The organism is Nocardia caishijiensis NBRC 108228 (genome assembly GCF_001612825.1).
In the GTDB taxonomy this organism is placed as follows: domain Bacteria; phylum Actinomycetota; class Actinomycetes; order Mycobacteriales; family Mycobacteriaceae; genus Nocardia; species Nocardia caishijiensis.
Genome location: NZ_BDBE01000032.1, coordinates 56,784 through 76,395 on the forward strand (window position 1 = coordinate 56,784; position 19,612 = coordinate 76,395).

Sequence of the window (19,612 nt, forward strand, 5' to 3'; positions counted from 1 at the left end):
ACCGATCATGACCGCTTCCTCCCTGCGCCGCCGCGTCGGCGCCGTCACCGCGACCGTCGGTGGCGTCGCGCTGCTCACCGCGACCCTCACCGGCGCCGCGTTCGCCGACCCCGAAACCCCCGATCGCGGTGAACACGTCCGGATTCTCTGCACCGCCCCCGGCGGTGAACTGCCCACCCCGCCCGAACCGTCGCTGCCGCCGAGCATCGAGCTCGAGCGCTTCCCCGCACACCCCGGCAGCGATCACACGATCCACCTCGGGCCGGGCGCGCTTGGCGAACTCCCCGAGGACGTCGAGTGCGTGCGGATCGGGCCGGGCGGTGAACGGACGATCATCGAACGGCCCGACGGCGCACGCCCCGCTCGCCCGGCTTTCCCGCGCTGACCTGCAGTGACGATCGATCGCACTAGGGTGAGCAGATGATCGGACAGCAGATCTTGGTCGTCGACGACGAGGTCCGCGTGCTCGCGTCGTTGCGGCGCGGGCTGGAACTGTCGGGGTTCGAGGTGCTCACCGCGAGCGACGGCGCCGCCGCCCTCACCCTGGTGCGTTCGTCCGCGCCCGACGCGATGGTGCTCGATGTGAACATGCCAGAACTCGACGGGGTGGGTGTGGTCACGGCACTGCGCGCGCTCGGCAACGACATCCCCATCTGCGTGCTCAGCGCCCGCAGCGCGGTGAGCGACCGGATCGCCGCCCTGGAGAAGGGTGCCGACGACTACCTCACCAAGCCCTTCGACCTCGGCGAACTCGTGGCCCGGTTGCGGGCGTTGTTGCGGCGCAGACCGGTCACCGGCGCGTCCAACGGCGAGACGATCCGCGTCGGTGCGGTGACGATCGACCTGGCCGGGCACCGGGTGCACGCGGCCGGACGACCGATCGACCTGACCAAACGCGAGTTCGAACTGCTGGCGATGCTGGCCCGCAATGTGGGCATCGTGCTGGGTCGCGAACAGATCCTGTCCACCGTGTGGGGGTACGACTTCAGCACCGACACGAACGTGGTGGATGTGTTCGTGTCGTATCTGCGCCGGAAGTTGGAGACCGACGGGGTGGAGCGGGTGGTGCACACCGTGCGCGGGGTCGGCTTCGTCATGCGGGAGCAGCCGTGAGAACGCGCTCGTGGTCGTTGCGTACCCGGGTCGCGGTGGTGTCGGCGGTGGTCGCCGCGGTCGTCGCGGTGACGCTCGGGCTCACCTACGCGGCACTGTTGAAGGCGGCGGGCGCCCGTCAACTCGACGAGACCGTGTCGACGATGCGGGTGATCGTCGCCCATCCCGCCCGTGAGATCCCTTCGGTACCACCGCTTCCCGCGACACCCTTCCAGGCCGCGCCGACCGAGGGCTCCCAGGTCAACCCGGCGCCGCCGAACCCTTCGCCGCCCGACGGTCGACCGCTCACCCGCCCGGCGCCGCCGGATGTGGGGCTGGCGCTCGTGCAGGGCGCGCCCGGCATGGTCGTCCGGCTCAACCCCGACCGCGAGCTGATCGATGCCGCCATCACCCGCAGCCAGCTGATCGGGCTCGGCATCGGCGTGGGCGGAGTGCTCGTCGCGGCCGGATTGGGTTGGGTGCTCGCGGGATTCGCGGCCAGGCCGCTGCGCAGGCTCGCCTCGGCCACACACGAGATCGATGCGCTCGACCGATTACCGCCGTTGCCGGGGCGCGGGGTCAGGGAGGCCGAGGAACTGTCCGACGCCATCAACCGTATGCTCGCGCGCCTGGAAACCGCCCACGGACAAACCAATCAGGCCCTGGCGAGCGCCCGCGATTTCGCCGCCGTCTGCGCCCACGAACTGCGCACCCCGCTCACCGCCATGCGCACCGATCTGCAGGTGCTCGCCGGTACCGAACTGCCCGCCGAGCAGCGCGGCACCGTCCTGGCCGACGTGCTCGCGGCCGAACGCCAGATCGAGCGCACCCTCACCGACCTCGAGCGGCTCGCCGTCGGCGAGCTCACCGACCACGCCGCGTTCGAACCGTTCGAACTGTGCGAGGTCCTCGACCGCGCGGTGCAGAACGCGCGGCGCGCCCATCCCGGCACCGAGATCACGCTCACCGCCTGCGATCCGGTCCCGATGACCGGGCTGCCCGGCGGGATCATGCTGATCGTGTCGAACGCGGTCGCCAACGCGGTGCACCACGGGCAGGCGAGCACGGTGCGGGTCGGCGCCGAGCAGGGCGCGATCACCGTCGACGACGACGGCACCGGCATCCCGGACCACCTCGGCGCCGACCCGTTCCACCGTTTCGTCAAACGACCCGGGTCGCCGGGATCGGGACTCGGCCTGGCGCTGGTCCGTCAGCAGGCCGAATTACACGGTGGCACAGCGGAATTGGGCCACAGCCCGCTCGGCGGCACACGCCTCACTGTGCGTGTGCCCACCGAATCCGGCTGAGTTACTTGCCCTTCGGCTTGTCCGAGGCGGCGTCGGAGGACAGCGCGGCGACGAAGGCCTCCTGCGGCACGTCGACCCGACCGATGGTCTTCATGCGCTTCTTGCCTTCCTTCTGCTTCTCGAGCAGCTTGCGCTTGCGGCTGATGTCACCGCCGTAGCACTTGGCGAGCACGTCCTTGCGGATGGCGCGGATGTTCTCGCGGGCGATGATCTTCGACCCGATCGCCGCCTGGATGGGCACCTCGAACTGCTGGCGCGGGATGAGTTCGCGCAGCTTGGTGGTCATCTTGTTGCCGTAGGCCTGGGCGGCGTCCTTGTGCACGATGGCACTGAACGCGTCGACAGCCTCGCCCTGGAGCAGGATGTCGACCTTCACCAGCGCCGACGACTGCTCGCCCGCCTCCTCGTAATCGAGCGAGGCGTAGCCGCGGGTGCGCGACTTGAGCGAGTCGAAGAAGTCGAAGATGATCTCGGCCATCGGCAGCGTGTAGCGCATCTCCACGCGCGTCTCCGACAGGTAGTCCATGCCGAGCAGCTCGCCGCGGCGGCTCTGGCACAGCTCCATGATGGTGCCGACGAACTCGCTCGGCGCGATCACGGTGCACTTGGTGACCGGTTCGAAGGTCTGGCGCACCTTGCCCTCGGGCCAGTACGACGGGTTGGTGACGATGTGCTCGGTGCCGTCCTCCATCACCACGCGGTAGATCACGTTGGGGGCGGTGGAGATGAGGTCGAGGCCGAACTCGCGCTGCAACCGTTCGCGGGTGATCTCCATGTGCAGCAGACCGAGGAAGCCGCAGCGGAAACCGAAGCCGAGCGCCACCGAGGTCTCCGGCACATAGGTCAGGGCCGCGTCGTTGAGCTGCAGCTTGTCCAGCGCGTCGCGCAGGTCCGGGTAGTCCGAGCCGTCCACCGGGTACAGGCCCGAGTAGACCATCGGGCGGGGCTCCTGATAGCCCGCCAGAGCCGAGGCGGCGCCGTCGCGGGCGGAGGTGACGGTGTCACCGACCTTGGACTGGCGCACGTCCTTCACGCCGGTGATGAGGTAGCCCACCTCGCCGACGCCCAAGCCCTGGGTGGGCTTGGGTTCGGGCGAGACGATGCCGATCTCGAGCAGCTCGTGCTGCGCGCCGGTGGACATCATCTTGATCTTCTGGCGCGGAGTGAGCTTGCCGTCGACCACGCGCACGTAGGTGACCACGCCGCGGTAGGTGTCGTAGACCGAGTCGAAGATCAGCGCGCGGGCGGGTGCGTCGGCGTCGCCGACCGGCGCGGGCACCTCGGCGATCACCTTGTTCAGCAGCGCGTCGACGCCGACACCGGTCTTGCCCGATACCCGGAGCACGTCGTCGGGTTCGCAGCCGACGATGTGGGCGATCTCGGCGGCGTAGCGGTCGGGGTCGGCGGCGGGCAGGTCGATCTTGTTCAGGACCGGGATGATCGCCAGGTCGCGTTCCATCGCCAGGTACAGATTCGCCAGCGTCTGCGCCTCGATGCCCTGCGCGGCGTCGACCAGCAGGATCGCGCCCTCACACGCCTCGAGCGCCCGCGACACCTCGTAGGTGAAGTCGACGTGGCCCGGGGTGTCGATCATGTGCAGGACGTAGTCCTCGCCGTCGACGCTCCACGGCAACCGCACGTTCTGCGCCTTGATCGTGATGCCGCGCTCACGCTCGATGTCCATCCGGTCCAGGTACTGGGCGCGCATCGCCCGCTCCTCGACCACACCGGTCAGCTGCAACATCCGATCGGCCAGGGTCGACTTGCCGTGGTCGATGTGGGCGATGATGCAGAAGTTCCTGATCCGGGACGGATCGGTGAACGTCGTATCGGCAAAGCTGGAAGCCACTCCACTCCTCGAGGGGTATCGGCGAACTGGGTCCATCGTCCCACGACCACACGCGCGGCTCTGTCACCGGTGCACCCGGAGCCGGGTCACCGTTATATTTCCAAGCATGGCCAGCAGTTGGAACACTCTCGGCAAGCAGCTCGGCGTGATCGCCAAGGAGCAGGGGCCGAAGATCGTGCGCAAGCAGGGACCTCGGCTGCTCGAGAAGCTGGCGGGGGCGCTCGGTGCGAGCAAGCCCGGTCCCGCCGTGCCGGTCCGCCCGACCGCGTCGACCCCGGTACCGACCGCGCACCGGGCCCGCCAGATCGTGTACTGCCCGCAACTGGACGGGCGCGCCGACCCCGGCGAGGTCGTGTGGACCTGGGTGCCGTTCGAGGAGGACCCGACCAACGGCAAGGACCGGCCGGTGCTGGTGGTCGGCCGCGACCGCAGAACCCTGCTCGGGCTGATGCTGTCGTCGAAACCCGAACGCGCGCACGACCGCAACTGGGTCGGCATCGGCTCGGGCCCGTGGGACCACGCGGGCAGGGCGAGCTGGGTACGGCTGGACCGGGTGCTCGACGTCCCCGAGGACGGCATCCGGCGCGAAGGCGCGATCGTCGAACGCAAGACCTTCGACCTGGTCGCACACCGGCTGGTCGCCGAATACAGCTGGAGCTGACGCGACGACCCCCGACCCGGCCGCACCGGATCGGGGGTCGAGGAACCCGGCTCAGCTCAGGACGTCGCGGGAACGGCCGAAGATCATGCCGTAGACCAACGCCCCGAGCACGCCGCCGAGCAGCGGGAACACGAAGAAGGCCCACACCTGCCCCATCGCGCCGTCCTGATACGGGGCGACGGCCAGGCTGCGCGCGGGATTGACCGAGGTGTTGTCGACCGGGATCGAGATCAGGTGGATCACGGCGAGCGTGAATCCGATCGACATACCGGCCAGCGGAACGTCGGAGAGCCGGTCGGTCGAGGCGAGCACGACGAAAACCAGTACCGCGGTGAGCATCACCTCGATGATGATCATGGCCGCCATCCCGTACCCGTTCTGCACCACGACCTCGCCCAGCGGGCCGGTGGCCGCCGACGGGCTGTGCTTGCCCCAGCCGTTGGCGCCGAGTCCGTCGACCGGCCGGTCGTAACTCGGCAGATTCTTGGCCACGGCGAACAGCACCAGACCCGCCAGCAGGCCACCGACGATCTGGGCGACCCAGTAACCCACCGCCGAGACCGCCGTGACGCGGCCGAGCAACAACTGCCCGAGCGTGACCGCGGGGTTGACGTGGCAGCCGGAGATCGGACCGATGGAGTACACCAGGAAGAGCAGCGTCAGACCGAAGGCCAGCGCGACACCCAACGCGCCCACCCGGTCACCGGCGATGACCGCGGTGCCGACGCCGCCCATGACGAGCAGGAAAGTGCCGAGTCCTTCGGCGACCCACTTCTTGGGCTCGGGGATGATTTCGGGCTCAGTGAGTTCCTGTGCAGTGAGCGACATGAGCGACCACCTCTCCGGGAGAATGATCCCCGCGGCGAGCGGGGTCCGCACGAGCGTTTCGGACATTACGCCAGGCGGGTGACCTCTACAACGACCGCGAGGTCTGTCGAGCCGCCGCCGGAGAACACCCCTTTCAGCGGCGGTACATCCGCGTAGTCGCGTCCGACGCCCACCGAGACGTGCTGCTCGTTGACCGCCAGATTGTTGGTCGGGTCGTATCCCCACCACTGCCCGGTCCACGCCTCCACCCAGGCGTGCGACTCCCCCGCCACCACCTCCCCGATCGGCGCCGCCGGGTTCGGATGCAGATACCCCGACACGTAGCGGCTGGGAATCCCCATGGCGCGCAACAACACCAGCGTCAGGTGCGCGTAGTCCTGGCACACCCCCCGCCGTTCGGCGAAGGCCTGCGGCGCCGAGGTGTGCACCGAGGTGGTGCCCGCGCTGTAGTCCATCTCCCGGTGCACCCATTCGGCCGCGCGTACCACCGCTTCGGAGGGTGTGGCACCGCGCGCGAGCTGCCTGGCCACGGCGTCGAGGGTGTCGTCGCGGGGCACGTAGTCGGTGGGACCGAGGATCTCATCGAAGCGGTCGGCGATCCGATCGGCGCGCAGGTCGTCCCAGGACAGTTCCGTCGACGGTTCGGCGAACGGTTCGGTTTCCACCACCGACGACCCGCTCACCTCCAGTTCGGTGTGCGGAGCGTGCAGGTCGAAGGCGGTCACGGCGGTACCCCAGTAGTCGGTGTACCGGTAGGACCTGGTCGCGGGGAAGGTTTCGACCCGGTTGAGGATCACGTTCTGCCTGTTGTCGGCCCGCGGCGTGAGCCTGGCCTCGTTGAACGAGCGCGTCACCGGTTCGTCGTAGAGGTATCCGGTGGTGTGCACCACCCGCATCCGCCAGCTCACAGCTCACCCTCCACGGTCACGTGGGCGTCGGCACCGCGCCGCACATCGGTCCAGGCCACCCACGGGGCGGCGTGGAAGTACTGCCGTGCCACGGCCTCACCGACCTCACGGCATGCCTTCTGCAAGGCGAGCAACCGGGTCTGCAGGTTCTCCAGCAGCACCCCCGGCGGCAGGAACTCCAGTTCGCTGCGGGCCCGACCGAGCACGCGTTGCGCTTCGTGGCGGGCTCCGACCCGGCTGCCCGGCCGCTGATCGAGTTCGGTCAGGCAGGTCTCGGCGACACGTAAGGCGTGGAACACCGAGCGCGGGAAAAGCCGGTCGAGCAGGATGAATTCGGCCACCCTCGCCGCGTCGAGGGCGCCGCGGTGCGTGCGCAGGTAGGTGTCGTGGGCGCCCGCGGAACGCAACACGGTCACCCAGGCGGGTGAGGACGTGCGGTCACCGGCGCGCGAGAGCAGCAGCCGGACCATCATGTCGATGCGCTCGACGGAACGGCCGAGCAGCAGGAATCGGTACCCGTCGTCGCGGCTCAGCGTCGAGTCGGCCAGGCCGGTGAACATCGCCGCCCGGTCCTTGACGTAGGCGAAGAACTCGTGCGGGCCGAGCCCGCGGGCCGCCCGCTCGGCCGCGGCCAGCCCGTTGTAGGTGGTGTTGAGGCACTCCCACATCTCGCTGGAGGTGACTTCCCGTGCCCCACGGGCGTTCTCACGTGCCTTGCCGATGGATTCGCTGATCGACACACCGTGGTCGTGACTGAACGCGACCAGGTCGGTGACCGACCAGACGTCCAGGCGCAACCCGTCGGGCGGTTCGATGCCGAGCACCTCGAGCAGGACCCGTGAGGTGCGGTCGGCGTCGACGGTGGCGTCCTCGAGCAGCTGATGGACGGCGACGTCGAGAATGCGGGCGGTGTCGTCGGCGCGCTCGACGTAACGGCCTATCCAGTACAGGGATTCGGCATTGCGGGCCAGCATGTGCTCAACCTCCGATCCGACGCTGGGTCTGTTGTTGCTGTTGCTGTTGCTGATGGGCCTGCGAGGTGGTCAGGTCGCGGCCCTGCTCGAACGGGTCGGCCCGGAGCGGATCGCTCACCAACTGTGGGCCCGCCAGCTCGCTGTCGTCGGACCGACCGGCCAGCACCCAGGTGTCCTTGCTGCCGCCGCCCTGACTGGAATTGACCACCAGCGAGCCCTCGGGCAGCGCGACACGGGTGAGTCCGCCGGGCAGCACCCAGATGTGGTCGCCGTCGTTCACCGCGAACGGGCGCAGATCCACATGGCGGGGCACCAGTTCGTCGCCGATCTTGGTCGGCACCGTCGACAACTGCACCACCGGTTGCGCGATCCAGCCCCTCGGGTCGGCGCACACCTTGCGCCGGACCGCGTCGATTTCGGCACGGTCGGCGTCGGGGCCGATCACGATGCCGTAGCCGCCCGACCCCTCCACCGGTTTCACCACCAGCTCGTCGAGACGGTCGAGCACTTCGGCGCGTTCGTCGTCGAGCCAGCAGCGGAAGGTGTCGACATTGGGCAGCACCGGCTTCTCGCCCAGGTAGTACTCGATGATCGCCGGGACATAGGTGTAGATGAGTTTGTCGTCGCCCACCCCGTTGCCGACGGCACTCGAGATCACCACATTGCCCGCGCGGGCGGCGTTGAGCACTCCGGCGACACCGAGCACCGAATCCGGGCGGAAGTGCATCGGATCGAGGAAGGTGTCGTCGATCCGGCGATAGATCACGTCGACCTGGCGTTCCCCCTCGGTGGTCCGCAGGTAGACGACATTGTCGCGGCAGAACAGGTCGCGGCCCTCGACCAGCTCCACCCCCATCTGCCTGGCCAGCAGCGAATGCTCGAAGTACGCGGCGTTGTGCACGCCCGGGGTGAGCACGACCACCGTCGGGTCGGCCTCGTTGGGCGCCGCCGAGGCCCGCAGCGCGCGCAACAGATGCGCGGGATAGTCACCGACCGCGCGCACCCGGTGCGAGGAGAACAGGTCGGGAAAGACGCGCGCCATCGTCCGCCGGTTCTCCATCACATAGGAGACCCCCGACGGAGAACGCAGATTGTCCTCGAGTACCCGGAAGGCGCCGTGTTCGTCGCGCACCAGATCGATGCCCGACACGTGGATGCGCACGCCGTTGGGCGGGACGATGCCCGTGGCCTCGCGGTGGAAGTGCGCGCAGGAGGTGACCAGCCGTTTCGGGATCACCCCGTCACGCAGGATGTTCTGTTCGCCGTAGACGTCGGCGAGGAACAGCTCGAGCGCGCGGACCCGCTGGGTGATGCCCCGCTCCAGATGCGCCCATTCGGCGGCGGCGATCACTCGCGGCACCAGGTCCAGCGGGAAGGGCCGCTCCTGGCCCGAGAGCGAGAAGGTGATGCCCTGATCGATGAACGCCCGGTCCAGAGCGTCGGAGCGTTTCGCCAGATCGTGAACGTCGTTGGCGCCCATCGCGGCGTGGATGCCCCGGTAGGGCTCGCGGACCGTGCCGTGCGAGTCGAACATCTCGTCGAAGGCTTCGGCGAAGCGGCCGGGGCCGTAGCCGTGGAACAAACCGGTGTGTGCGGCCGCCGGGTGACCGTTCGTGCTCACCAACGCCGGTGAGGCGGATCGTGCCGTACCCGGCGTTGTGGTGGAGGTCATGGGACAAAACTGTCCACTACCCGATGACTGCCTCATGTGAGCCACACGTAAATTTCTCGCATCACCTGAAACGGGTGAACTCGACGTCCGCGTGGGTGCGCGGGGGTGGGGTCGATTTCGCCGGGCGGTGCCGAGCTGGTAACCTCGATCTTCGGCGCGGTGTTACCCGTAGTTCAGCACCATCTGCTGCATCGTGGGCGCGCGCCCGACGAGCTTTCAAGACATACCACCCAGCGACAGGAAACCAGAGGATACAGGCGTGGCCAACATCAAGTCCCAGATGAAGCGGATCCGTACCAACGAGGAAGCGCGCAAGCGCAACCAGTCGGTCAAGTCCGCGCTGCGCACCGCGATCCGCAATTTCCGTGAAGCTGCTGCCAGCGGCGACAAGGAAAAGGCTGCCGCGCAGCTGCAGTTCGCGAGCCGCAAGCTCGACAAGGCTGCCTCCAAGGGCGTCATCCACGCCAACCAGGCCGCCAACAAGAAGTCCGCGCTCGCGCTGGCTCTGAACAAGATCTGATCCGCCCGGGTCGCTGTACCCGGTTCGCAAGACGCAGCCGCCGTGGCCTCGATGACCACGGCGGCTTTTGTCGTCGGCTACCATTCCGCGCATGCTGACGGTGTACGCGAATCAGACGGTGGTACGAGGCGACGACCTGGCCGAGGTGATCCGCGCGGCGGAGATCCTCGGGCTCGGTCTCAAGATCGAGAACGTGATGGTGCCGGACGAGGACGGCGGCTACAGCGTGGCCTGGGTCGTCACCCGTGAGGACGAGATCCCGCTCTACGAGGAGTGGGAGGGCCGCTACGAGGACCTCGAGGACGACGAGGAGGCCCTCGCCGCTGTCGGCGACTGATCCTCAGCCGGTGCCACGCAGGTCGAGGATGTGCGCGAGCGCGCGCTCCACGGCGAACGTGGCATCAGCGGCGCCGCCCTTGACGTCGGCGTTGAGGGCGGCGACCACCTGCAGGGCGGTACCGATCGAGGCCGGGTTCCAGCCGCGCGCCTGGGCTTGGGCCTTCTTCACCTTCCACGGCGGCATACCGAGTTGCTGAGCCAGTTTGAACGGGTCGCCCCGGCCCGCCGATCCCACTTTGGCGATGGTGTGCACCGAGTCGGCGAGCGCGTCGGCCAGCAGCACGTGCGGCACGCCCCGGTCGGTTGCCCAGCGCAACGCCTCCATCGCGGCGGACCGGTCACCCGCGACGGCGAGTTCGGCCACATCGAAACCGGTCACCTCGGCGCGCCCGGAGTAGTAGCGGCGCACCGCGTTCACATCGATTCTGCCGCCGGTGTCGGACACCAACTGTGAACAGGCCGCGGCCAATTCACGCAGGTCGAAACCGACACACTCGATCAGTACCTGCACCGCTTCGGCGCCCACCTTCACACCCGCGGCCCGGAACTCACCGCGCACGAACTCGACCCGCTCGCCCGGTTTGGTCAACTTGGCGCACTCGTGCACCACGGCGCCCTGTTTCTGCAACGCCGGGACCAGTGCCTTGGCGCGACCGCCGCCGGAGTGCAGCACCATCAGCACCACCCCGGCCGGTGGATCGGCGGCCGCGTCGGTGATCACCGCGACCGCGTCCTTGCCCGCCTCGGCCGCCGACTCGAGCACGATCACCCGGTCTTCGGCGAACAGTGAGGGGCTGAGCAGTTCGGCCAGTTCGGCGGTACTGGCGTCTCCGGCGCGCATTCTGTCGACCGGCACCGAGTCGGGGTCGGGCACCCCCGCCCTGACCTCGCTCATCACCCGCGCCACAGCGCGCTCGACCAGCAGTTCCTCGTCGCCGAGGACCAGATGCACCGCAGGCAGTTCGCTCACGAGGCGATCCTACGTAGCGGCACCGACGGGAACGGCGGGGGCCGCGTCGGCGGCGAGTGGTGACCGTTCGTGGTTCGGCGGCCGTACCGAGGACGAGGACGTCGCCGTCGAGGTCTGTGCGGGCGACCGTTGTGCCGAGCGCTGTCAGTGTGGCGACGACGTCCGGGTGTGGGTGGCCGAAGGTGTTGTCGGCACCGGAGCTGATCAAGGCCAGGCGTGGACGGACGGCACGCAGGAATTCCGGTGTCGTCGTCCGTGAACCGTGATGCGGCACTTTGAGCACATCGGCCCTGATGTCGCCGCCCCGCATCACTTTTCCCTGGGCGGCCGTTTCGATGTCACCCGTCAGCAGCACTGTTCCCACCGGTGTCCGCGCCCGCACGACCACCGATCGATCGTTGGCGTCGTCCGGCCCGGCCGAACTCGGTGCCCGAAAGCCCGGTGCCAGGACGACGAGTTCTGTTGTCCCGAAGCGCAATACATGCCCCTCGTGCAGCGTGAGGAGCGGAATCCGTGCGTTCTCCGCGAGCTCGAGTACCTCTCCCACTCCCCCGCTCTCTTGTGAATGAGTGTGTGCGCCTTCGACTTCCCTGACGGTATGCGCCCCTTGCGCGAATGTCGTCGCCGGAGTCGAACGCGACTCGGCGGCTGTGACCTCCCCGGGGGCGGTGGCTATCGCGTCGACGGTGCGGCTGTGGAGGACGCCCGCGAGACCGCCGATGTGGTCGGCGTGGGGGTGGGTGAGGATCAGGAGGGGAACACGGGTGACGCGGAGACGGTCGAGGCACCGTCGAACCGAGCGGGGGTCAGGGCCGGTGTCGATCACGACGGCCGACCCCGGTCCGACGGCGAGGGCGAGCGCGTCTCCCTGGCCCACGTCACACATGGCGAGGACCCAACCCGCAGGTGGCCACCCGGGGTGCCAGAGCCGGACGGGAACCAGGACAACGGCGATGCCAAGACACACGACGGCAAGGAACCGACGGGCCTGCGACCAGCGCAGTGCCGCCACCAGAACGACCACGAGAGCGGCCGCGACCAGGCCCGCCGTGGTACCCGAAGGCACGGCGACGGCGGCCCCGGGCAAGGCCGCGGCGTGCTCGGCGACGCCGAGCAACCACCACAGCGGCGGACGCGCACACCACAGCACCCACACGGCCGCGTCGACCCACAGACACGCGACGACGGCACCCACCGCTCCGATCACCGTGATCACCCCTACCACGGGTGCGACGAGAGCATTGGCAGCGACAGCCACCAGACTCACCCGTCCGGACAGGGCGACCATCAGTGGCAGTGTCACCACGAACGCCGCCGCCGACACCGCGAGGATCTCCGCGGGCACGCGCGGGCATCGGCGCTCCCGCAACCAGTCCGCCCAGCTCGGCGCCAGCAGGATCAACCCGCCCGTGGCGATCACCGACAGCGCGAATCCCGCGCTCACCGCCAGTTCCGGTGCGACGGCGAGCAATCCGATCACCGCGCCGCACAGGGCGGGCAGCGCCTGTTTGCGGCGGCCCGTCAGTAGTGCCAGGACGGTCACCGAACCCATTGCGGCCGCGCGGAGCACACTGGGGTCGGGCCGGGCGAGGATCACGAACACCACGACTGCTCCCGCCGCGGTCGCTGCCCTCGTTCGTGGTCCGGCGGTGAGGACGCGGGTCAACCCGAGCAGTGCGGTCAGCAGGATCGTGAAATTGGCCCCGCTGACCACGCAGAGATGTTGCAGGCCAGCTGTTTCGAAAGCGTCCCTGACCTCGCTCGACAACGCGGCGGTGTCGCCTACCACCAGCGCGGGTAGCAGGCCCGCCGCGTCGGGCGGTAGCGCCCGCGCCGCCGCCTCGGCGAGGTCGGCGCGGACACCCGACGCGAGTCGTTGCCACCACGGTGGATCCCCGATGCGTTCCGGTTCGGTGATCGCCCGCAGCGTCGCGACGGTCAGATCGGCCCGCAGCGGTTCGCTCACCGTGCCCCGGAACCGGATCACCTGCCCCGGGACCACTTTCGCCCACTGCTCCCCGGCAGCGAGTACCACCAGCGAGCCACCGCCGTGGGTCCGGTGCACACCACTGCCGAATTCGCGCAGGCCCGCCCGCAGGATCCACCGTCGCTCACCGCCGAACGAGCCCGCCCGAATCTGCTTGGCGTCGTCGGAGATCTCCGCGACCACGGTCACGGTGCGTCCGAACGACTCTCGCAGCGGATGTGCCTGCACGTGATGTTCCCGCCAGGCGGCCGCCGCACCGAATCCGGCGGCGAGCAGCATCGTCGCTGTCCCCGCCACAGCGACGACCCGCCATCGTTCCCGCCGATGCGCCATCGCCCACAACAACCCGACCCATGAGCCGAGCGCGCCCACCACCGCCAGGATCGCCAGCACCAACCCGGCTCGCCATCCGAGGGTCAGGGCGACGAGCGTGGCCGCCCAGCAGCCGAGCGCCGCGGGTACGAGCCGCATGTCGAGGGTCTGCGGCTCGTCGTGCTCCGCTCCGCCCGTCGGGTTCTCCGATCGGTCCGAGAGGCGAGGGCTCCACCCTGGTGGCGTGACCGACGGTCTCCTCGCACCGGTCGCCGTGGCCCTCATCGTCGGGCCGCGCCGGTGGCTCGAGCTCCCCGACCGCGTCGGCCACGGGCGATCGCCTCCCGCGCGGACGTCACGTCGTGACCAGATCGCGCAGTCGAGCCAATCGTGCGGGGCCGATACCGTTCACCTCGCCGAGTTGTGCCACGTCGGTGAACGGGCCGTTGGTCGTTCGCCACGTGATGATCGCTTTCGCCGTGACCGGACCGACGCCAGGCAGCGCGTCGAGTTCGGCCTCGGTCGCCGAGTTGAGGTCGATGCGCGCAGTGCCCCCGGCCGCACCGGGTCCCGACCCTCCCCCGGCGGAGCTCGGATTCGCACCGGGAGGCCCACCGGCCGCGCTGATCATGGCACTGCCCTGTACCGGTTGACCTGCCTGCGGACCAGCGGCTCCCACCAGCACCTGATCACCGTCGGTCAGGCGTTGTGCGAGATTCAGCCCCGCGAGATCGGCACCTTCACGAACGCCGCCCGCCATCTCGATCGCGTCGGCGACCCGTGCCCCACCGGGCAGACGATGCAACCCGGCCCGATGCACCAAACCCACCACGCTGACGACGAGTTCCCCACTCCCGCTCCCTGATCCGGCTCCTGCCTCATCGTCGCCAACGCTCGTCGCCGCGACGACAGCGGTCTGTTCGGCGCGCGAACCGAGGTGCTCCGCGCGCAGTGCCGGTACCGGTGGCACCGCCTGAGAGACGGGCCGATCCCGCATCACCATCACTCCGGTCAACACGACGGCGACCAGACCGATCACTCCGAGTGCCAGGGCCCCACGCCGCCCCGGATCGAGGCGGGTGTGTCGAAAACGGTCCGGCAGCAGCCTGTTCCGTCCGCGTCCGTCACCGTCGTCCAGCCATCCGGGCGTCCCCACCACACCCGGTGACCCGTCCGTCGGGGTCAGTTCGTCGTCGTCCCAATGGCCCGTTCGCGGCGGATCGGCGGCCCGTGGATCGACACCGTCTCGCCGGTACCCGGCGGGCTCGTCGTCCGCTTCCCACCGAGTCATCGTGTTCGGTCGTGGTTTGTCGTGCACCGCGAGTCCGCCAAGCCGCTGCCGAACTCGCTCGTGCTCTTCGTGTCGTGGCATGCGAGCGACGCTAGCCCTCGTCGCGTCTCGAAACGTGCTGCCGACCTGGGCTTTCAACGCACCTGTGGATAACTCGGACCCTGTGGACAACTCTCGGTCAGCGGTGCTTCCACACCGAAGTCCGGCGGCGCTGCCCGATTACCGTGCGCTCATGGCCGATTCGCAGTACGCAGGTACCCATGGACCTGGCACAACGGTTTCGCGACTTCGCGGTGCGGGAAGTCGACGACAATTCCCCGCTGTACTATCGCCGCGCCCTTGCCATCGCGGAGGATTCGAGCGTTCTGGCTTTGCTCTCGCGGCTGCCCGTCGACAGGCAACAACCCAATCTCGTCCTGGCCGCCGCTCGGCTGAACGGAGCGAACGCGACGTCCTACCGCGAGTTCCGCACCCAGCTGATCGAGCGGTGGAGCGTGATCGAGGCGACGGCACGGTCGCACCGCACGCAGACCAACGAGGTCGGCCGCGCGGCGACGCTGCTTCCGGTGCTGGCCGGGCTGCGGGGGCCCCTCGCCCTCATCGAGGTCGGCGCCTCGGCGGGTTTGTGCCTGTACCCCGACCGTTTCAGCTACCGCTACGGCACGACGATGCTCGATCCGAGCGACGGCGAGTCCCGAGTGTTGTTGCCCTGCGCCGTGACCGGAGCCGTTCCGCTACCGGCGGCCTTGCCGGAGGTGATCTACCGCGCGGGCGTCGACCTGAACCCGCTCGACGTCACCGACCAGCACAGCCGCGACTGGCTGGAGGCACTCGTCTGGCCCGGCCAAGAGGAGCGAGTGACCCGGTTGCGCGCCGCCTGCGAGATCGTCGCGGCCGACCCACCGATCCTGGTCAGCGGCGATCTGAACGAACGGGTCGCCGAACTCGTGCGAGCCGCGCCCGCCGACAGCACCGTGGTGGTGTTCCACAGCGCCGTACTCACCTACCTGTCGCCGGAAGCCAGACAACAGTTCCGCACGACCGTGCGATCGCTGCCCTGCCACTGGATTTCCCAGGAGGGCAGCAACGTGTTGCCGTGGCTGTCAGGACAACTCCCGGCCCGCGACACCGAAAGAGCGCGCATGGTGGTTGCGTTGGACGAGGTCGCGGTGGCCTTCGCGGACCCGCACGGCCGATCGCTGGGCTGGTTCGCTTCGGTGTAGCGGCGGGTTCAGATCCGGCGCATCACCGAGACCACTTTGCCGAGGATGACGGCCTCGTCTCCGTCGATCGTCGAATAGGCGGGGTTGCACGGCTCGAGGTGAATGTGCCCGTCGCGGCGGCGGTACACCTTCACGGTGGCCTCCTCGCCGATCATGGCGGCGACGATGTCGCCGGAGTTCGCCTCGCGCTGGCTGCGGACGACGACGAGATCACCGTCGCAGATGGCGGCGTCGATCATCGAGTCGCCGCGCACCCGCAGCCCGAACACCTCACCGCGGCCGACCAGCTCACGAGGCAGCGTCAAGACATCGTCGGCATGCTGTTGCGCGGTGATGGGCGTACCTGCCGCGATGTCACCGACGACCGGCACGGCGACGGCCGCACCGGAACCGGCGCCGGGTGCGCCGCGCAGGAACAGGCGCACGTCGATGGGTCGGGTCATCGAGGAGCCGCGACGCAGGAATCCGTCCTCCTCCAAGGCCTTCAGATGTTTGGAGACCGTCGACGTGGAACGCAACCCCACCGCGTCCGCGATCTCGCGCGCACTAGGCGGATAGCCGTGCGCGAGCACCGAGTCCCGGATCACCGCGAGAATGTGTTGCCTACGCGGCGGCATGTTCGAGGTATCGGGAAAGTCGAACTCGTCGAATGCGGTCACGCTGGCATCGTAGAGCCAGGCCACCGCCGCCCCCTGTCAGGCCAGGTGCTTGGCGAAGCAGTTCGACAGCGGCAGCTCGTGATACGGCGCGAACAACGGGATCCGGTGGTATCCGCTGCGTTCGTAGAACCGCACCGCGTCGGGTTGCAGGTGCCCGGTCTGCAGGATGAGGCGCGGTTGCCCGGCGTCACACGCCGCCGCCTCAGCGGCGGCGAGCAACGCCGTCGCGGTGCCCGTGCCGCGAAAATCAGGGCGGACGAACATCCGTTTGAGCTCGAGATCGCCAGCATTCCAGCGCACCGCGGCATGCCCGGCGGGCGTGCTGTCCGCGTAGGCCACGAAGGTCTTGTGGACGGTGCGCGGATCAACGAGTGTCGGCGGCGGGCCGACGAATTCGATATGGGCGTAGCGCGGGCCGACTTCCGCCGACATCTCCGCACGCAGCACGTCCGCGTCCGGATGTGCCCAATCGACGGTCAGCACTTCGACAGCAGGCGGGGTCGGTCGCGTGGTGGAGACGGTCATGTTCCCTACCGTAGGCAGGAAACCGGTACGGTCGCACCGGTTGCCCTCACCGAGATTCTCGACCTATCCGCAACCACCGGGCAGAACCGCGACCCCGAGTGCGCCCACGCCCAGATGCACACCGAGAGTCGGACCGAATTCCGCGATGTGCAGTTCGGTGATGGTGGGATTCTGTTCGCGCAGTTGAATGGCGAGCGACTCCGCGGCCTCGGGCGCACCGAGATGCTGGATACCGAGCGCTACACCGTCGGTACCCGCGGCGGCGGTCGCGGCCGCCACGAGCTTGGTATAGGCGCGCGATCGGGTACGCACCTTCTCGCGCAACTCCAGTTTGCCCTCGACCAACTGCAACAGTGGTTTGGTGACCAGCTCGCTGCCGAAGAACGCGGCGGCACTGCTGAGCCTGCCGCCCTTGCGCAACTGTTCGGTGCGGTTCACCAGAATGAAGGTGCGGGCGCGGGTGGCGGCGGCGACCGCGCGTTCGTAGACCGCGTCGAGAGTGTCACCGGCGCGGGCGCGGCGGGCGGCGGCGAGTACGGGCAACCCGGTGGCCAGACCGGCGCCCAGCGAATCCACCAGACGCACCCGGCCTTCGGCACCCATCTCCCGCACCGCCTGCCGTCCAGCTTCCCAGGTGGCCGACAACCTGCGCGACAGATGCACGGCGACCACGCCGTCGCCGCCGCTGTGCGACATGGCGCGTTCGTACGCTTCGCGCAGCTCACCCGGCGAGGCCGCCGACGTGGTCACCGAGTCCGCGCCGTAGTCGATCTCGACCGGCTCGACACCTTCGCGCAGCTGCCGGTCACCGACGAGCACATGCAGCGGCACCACTTCGATACCGAGATCGGCGACGAGGTCGGCGGACAACCCGGCCGCCGAATCGGTGACCACCACAACGGCCACGAACTACCTGACCTCCTGCAGCGCCTTGGTCATGGCGGTGGCGACGGCCTGATGCCCGGCCCAGCCCCAGTGGATTCCGTCGGGGTTGGCGGCGCCGGATTCGATGTCGTCGCGCACGGCTTCGCCGAGGTCGACCAGCGGCACCGAGGTGCGCGCCGACCATGCCCGCAACGCCTTCACCGCGCGTGGCCGACCCCGGTGCACCCGGCCGTAGGCGTCGCAGCGATGCACCGACGGCAGCACCCCGACCACCGGCAGCTCCGGACGCAAGTGGGTCAGCGCCTCGCGCGACTGCTCCAGGTAGTCCACGCTCACCCTCGGCGGAAGGGCGACAGGGCGACCGAGTTTCGACAGTTTCGGTTGCAGCCAGTTGTACGAGGCACGCACCCCACGGCGCAGCCGGGGCGGACGGATGTAGCGGATCATCTCCCGCAGGGCGGTGGGCAGCGGCGAGGGCAGCGTGTCCATGCCGCCCACGGCGAACACCACAGCGCCCGCCCGCGGCACGGCGGCCCACACCCGGGGATCACCGATCAGTGCCCAGTAGGCGTCACGGCAGGTCCACCCGATCCGGGCGACCAGCTCCACATCCCAATCCAGCTCGGCCGCGACGAGATTCGGCCAGATCCTCGGATCGTCGGCGGGCAGGCCACCTTTGGGCCCGAAGTAGGCGAGCGAGTCGGCGATCACCAACAGCACCGGCCGCGGGGACGCCTGCTCCACCACCTCGGTCGAGGACTCCTGCTGAACCTCGGGCGCCTCGGCGGCGACGGGGCTGATCGACTCACCCTGCGGGACAGACGGTTCCGCGATCACTTTCGGATCGTCGGACGGCGGCGCGGGCACGAGCAAGGCGCGCGAATCCGCACCGGATCCGGTTTCCTCCGCAGCGGCGGCGGCCTCCGCAGCAACACCCTCGGGGGCCGGAATGCCAACCTGAGCGGCGTCCACTGCCGCCTGCTCCGAAACCGAACCAGCCTGTGTCGCACCCGATTCGGCACTCGCGGTACCCGAGGAACCGACCTGCGCTGGATCAGATTCCGTCAGAGCGACCTCGGCATCAGACTGTGCTCGAGCATGTTCCGCCCGCACCGCGGCCGATGTACCGGCGGACGCCGTAGCCGAACCGTCTGCGCCCGTGGCGACGGCCGATGCCGAACCCTCGCCGTCGGGCGCCGTCTCCGATGCCGACCGGACCTCGGCCACTGCGGCAGCCCGAGCCACCGCGCTGTCCGAAGCGACCGGCACCTGTGCCGACTCGACATCGTCGGCCGCAACGGGGGGCACCAGCACCCCATCGGTGGTGTCGGTCTGCGCGGCAGCCGAATCCGTACTGCCGGTCGGCACCTCGGCGGCGTGCCCGACGTCGTCGACAACCGATGTCTTTACGGAACCCTCGTCATCGGACGACGCGTCCTCAGCGGAATCCTGTGCACCGGAACGGGACTCGCCCTCGGCCGATGCGTCGGCCTCGGGCTCGGCGACCACCGGGGAGGGCGGGGGGCCGAACAGCGCGTCCGGCAGCGACCGGGTGCTACGCGCGGTGACCTGCTTGAAGAGTTCGTCGGGTACCGAACGGATCGGCTCCT

18 protein-coding genes and 1 pseudogene are annotated in these 19,612 nt (G+C 69.1%); 7 read left to right on the forward strand and 12 right to left on the reverse strand.

What is annotated here, in order from left to right:
- The first annotated feature begins 7 nt into the window (after positions 1 to 7).
- The 3 genes from NC7_RS16935 to NC7_RS16945 are packed head-to-tail and all read left to right on the forward strand — an operon-like array spanning position 8 to position 2,399.
- Positions 8 to 385 carry a hypothetical protein gene (locus NC7_RS16935; protein ID WP_067984196.1) on the forward strand — a complete coding sequence of 126 codons (378 nt, stop codon included), beginning with the start codon at positions 8 to 10 and terminating at the stop codon, positions 383 to 385.
- 35 nt (positions 386 to 420) lie between these two features.
- Positions 421 to 1,113, forward strand: a complete 693-nt coding sequence (locus NC7_RS16940) for a response regulator transcription factor (protein WP_067984198.1) — start codon at positions 421 to 423, stop codon at positions 1,111 to 1,113.
- Positions 1,110 to 2,399, forward strand: coding sequence for a sensor histidine kinase (locus tag NC7_RS16945; RefSeq protein ID WP_067984200.1), 1,290 nt, complete (start codon positions 1,110 to 1,112; stop codon positions 2,397 to 2,399). Before NC7_RS16940 ends, NC7_RS16945 begins: the two co-directional genes overlap by 4 nt.
- 1 nt (position 2,400) lies before the next feature.
- On the opposite strand, the gene lepA is transcribed toward NC7_RS16945, so the two are convergent.
- The gene (gene lepA, locus NC7_RS16950) at positions 2,401 to 4,284 is read right to left on the reverse strand and encodes a translation elongation factor 4 (protein ID WP_067984202.1); all 1,884 of its coding nucleotides are present in this window, start codon (positions 4,282 to 4,284) and stop codon (positions 2,401 to 2,403) included.
- A gap of 70 nt (positions 4,285 to 4,354) precedes the next feature.
- Between lepA and NC7_RS16955 the strand changes: the two genes are divergently transcribed.
- Positions 4,355 to 4,909, forward strand: coding sequence for a type II toxin-antitoxin system PemK/MazF family toxin (locus tag NC7_RS16955; protein WP_067984204.1), 555 nt, complete (start codon positions 4,355 to 4,357; stop codon positions 4,907 to 4,909).
- A 51-nt stretch (positions 4,910 to 4,960) separates the two neighbouring features.
- Here NC7_RS16955 and NC7_RS16960 read toward each other — a convergent pair whose 3' ends face one another.
- The 4 genes from NC7_RS16960 to NC7_RS16975 all read right to left on the reverse strand — a co-directional run bounded on the left by NC7_RS16960 (position 4,961) and on the right by NC7_RS16975 (position 9,153).
- On the reverse strand, positions 4,961 to 5,737 hold the full coding sequence (locus NC7_RS16960; RefSeq protein WP_067984292.1) for an aquaporin: 777 nt from the start codon (positions 5,735 to 5,737) through the stop codon (positions 4,961 to 4,963).
- A gap of 65 nt (positions 5,738 to 5,802) precedes the next feature.
- Positions 5,803 to 6,633 carry a transglutaminase family protein gene (locus tag NC7_RS16965; protein WP_067984295.1) on the reverse strand — a complete coding sequence of 277 codons (831 nt, stop codon included), beginning with the start codon at positions 6,631 to 6,633 and terminating at the stop codon, positions 5,803 to 5,805.
- Positions 6,634 to 6,641: 8 nt separating this feature from the next.
- Positions 6,642 to 7,619 (reverse strand): alpha-E domain-containing protein, encoded by a 978-nt coding sequence (locus NC7_RS16970; protein WP_067984206.1) that lies wholly within the window; start codon positions 7,617 to 7,619, stop codon positions 6,642 to 6,644.
- 4 nt (positions 7,620 to 7,623) lie between these two features.
- Entirely contained in the window at positions 7,624 to 9,153 is a 1,530-nt protein-coding gene (locus NC7_RS16975; RefSeq protein WP_236573578.1) for a circularly permuted type 2 ATP-grasp protein, read from the reverse strand.
- A gap of 397 nt (positions 9,154 to 9,550) precedes the next feature.
- Here NC7_RS16975 and rpsT point away from each other — a divergent pair, with 397 nt between their 5' ends.
- Both rpsT and NC7_RS16985 read left to right on the forward strand, forming a co-directional pair.
- Positions 9,551 to 9,811 carry a 30S ribosomal protein S20 gene (rpsT, locus tag NC7_RS16980; RefSeq protein WP_067984209.1) on the forward strand — a complete coding sequence of 87 codons (261 nt, stop codon included), beginning with the start codon at positions 9,551 to 9,553 and terminating at the stop codon, positions 9,809 to 9,811.
- 91 nt (positions 9,812 to 9,902) lie between these two features.
- Positions 9,903 to 10,148 (forward strand): hypothetical protein, encoded by a 246-nt coding sequence (locus NC7_RS16985; protein WP_067984211.1) that lies wholly within the window; start codon positions 9,903 to 9,905, stop codon positions 10,146 to 10,148.
- A 3-nt stretch (positions 10,149 to 10,151) separates the two neighbouring features.
- Here the strand turns inward: NC7_RS16985 and holA are convergent, their stop codons facing one another.
- The 3 genes and pseudogenes from holA to NC7_RS17000 form a co-directional block, all read right to left on the reverse strand.
- Positions 10,152 to 11,120 carry a DNA polymerase III subunit delta gene (gene holA / locus NC7_RS16990; RefSeq protein ID WP_067984213.1) on the reverse strand — a complete coding sequence of 323 codons (969 nt, stop codon included), beginning with the start codon at positions 11,118 to 11,120 and terminating at the stop codon, positions 10,152 to 10,154.
- A gap of 115 nt (positions 11,121 to 11,235) precedes the next feature.
- Positions 11,236 to 13,704: pseudogene (locus NC7_RS16995) on the reverse strand (DNA internalization-related competence protein ComEC/Rec2); the annotation flags it as partial.
- 70 nt (positions 13,705 to 13,774) lie between these two features.
- Entirely contained in the window at positions 13,775 to 14,791 is a 1,017-nt protein-coding gene (locus NC7_RS17000) for a ComEA family DNA-binding protein (protein ID WP_067984215.1), read from the reverse strand.
- Positions 14,792 to 14,970: 179 nt separating this feature from the next.
- Here NC7_RS17000 and NC7_RS17005 point away from each other — a divergent pair, with 179 nt between their 5' ends.
- Complete coding sequence (locus tag NC7_RS17005; RefSeq protein WP_067984217.1) at positions 14,971 to 15,933, forward strand: DUF2332 domain-containing protein; 963 nt, start codon at positions 14,971 to 14,973, stop codon at positions 15,931 to 15,933.
- Positions 15,934 to 15,941: 8 nt separating this feature from the next.
- On the opposite strand, the gene lexA is transcribed toward NC7_RS17005, so the two are convergent.
- From lexA to octT, 4 genes are all read right to left on the reverse strand, one after another.
- The gene (lexA, locus tag NC7_RS17010; protein ID WP_444979999.1) at positions 15,942 to 16,550 is read right to left on the reverse strand and encodes a transcriptional repressor LexA; all 609 of its coding nucleotides are present in this window, start codon (positions 16,548 to 16,550) and stop codon (positions 15,942 to 15,944) included.
- Between the two features lie 78 nt (positions 16,551 to 16,628).
- Entirely contained in the window at positions 16,629 to 17,117 is a 489-nt protein-coding gene (locus NC7_RS17015) for a GNAT family N-acetyltransferase (RefSeq protein ID WP_067984219.1), read from the reverse strand.
- 63 nt (positions 17,118 to 17,180) lie between these two features.
- A complete protein-coding gene (locus NC7_RS17020; protein ID WP_067984221.1) occupies positions 17,181 to 18,023 on the reverse strand; it encodes a DegV family protein in 843 nt (280 codons plus the stop codon).
- 3 nt (positions 18,024 to 18,026) lie between these two features.
- Positions 18,027 to 18,749, reverse strand: a complete 723-nt coding sequence (octT, locus tag NC7_RS30545) for a diglucosylglycerate octanoyltransferase (protein WP_067984301.1) — start codon at positions 18,747 to 18,749, stop codon at positions 18,027 to 18,029.
- Positions 18,750 to 19,612 lie beyond the last annotated feature (863 nt).

Excerpts from the sequence above, each read along its gene's own strand:
- NC7_RS16935 (WP_067984196.1), top strand. The coding sequence starts at position 8 with ATGACCGCTTCCTCCCTGCGCCGCCGCGTCGGCGCCGTCACCGCGACC.
- NC7_RS16940 (WP_067984198.1), top strand. The coding sequence starts at position 421 with ATGATCGGACAGCAGATCTTGGTCGTCGACGACGAGGTCCGCGTGCTC.
- lepA (WP_067984202.1), bottom strand. The coding sequence starts at position 4,284 with ATGGACCCAGTTCGCCGATACCCCTCGAGGAGTGGAGTGGCTTCCAGC.
- NC7_RS16955 (WP_067984204.1), top strand. The coding sequence starts at position 4,355 with ATGGCCAGCAGTTGGAACACTCTCGGCAAGCAGCTCGGCGTGATCGCC.
- NC7_RS16960 (WP_067984292.1), bottom strand. The coding sequence starts at position 5,737 with ATGTCGCTCACTGCACAGGAACTCACTGAGCCCGAAATCATCCCCGAG.
- NC7_RS16965 (WP_067984295.1), bottom strand. The coding sequence starts at position 6,633 with ATGCGGGTGGTGCACACCACCGGATACCTCTACGACGAACCGGTGACG.
- NC7_RS16970 (WP_067984206.1), bottom strand. The coding sequence starts at position 7,619 with ATGCTGGCCCGCAATGCCGAATCCCTGTACTGGATAGGCCGTTACGTC.
- NC7_RS16975 (WP_236573578.1), bottom strand. The coding sequence starts at position 9,153 with ATGTTCGACTCGCACGGCACGGTCCGCGAGCCCTACCGGGGCATCCAC.
- NC7_RS16985 (WP_067984211.1), top strand. The coding sequence starts at position 9,903 with ATGCTGACGGTGTACGCGAATCAGACGGTGGTACGAGGCGACGACCTG.
- NC7_RS17000 (WP_067984215.1), bottom strand. The coding sequence starts at position 14,791 with ATGCCACGACACGAAGAGCACGAGCGAGTTCGGCAGCGGCTTGGCGGA.
- NC7_RS17005 (WP_067984217.1), top strand. The coding sequence starts at position 14,971 with ATGGACCTGGCACAACGGTTTCGCGACTTCGCGGTGCGGGAAGTCGAC.
- lexA (WP_444979999.1), bottom strand. The coding sequence starts at position 16,550 with ATGCCGCCGCGTAGGCAACACATTCTCGCGGTGATCCGGGACTCGGTG.
- NC7_RS17015 (WP_067984219.1), bottom strand. The coding sequence starts at position 17,117 with ATGACCGTCTCCACCACGCGACCGACCCCGCCTGCTGTCGAAGTGCTG.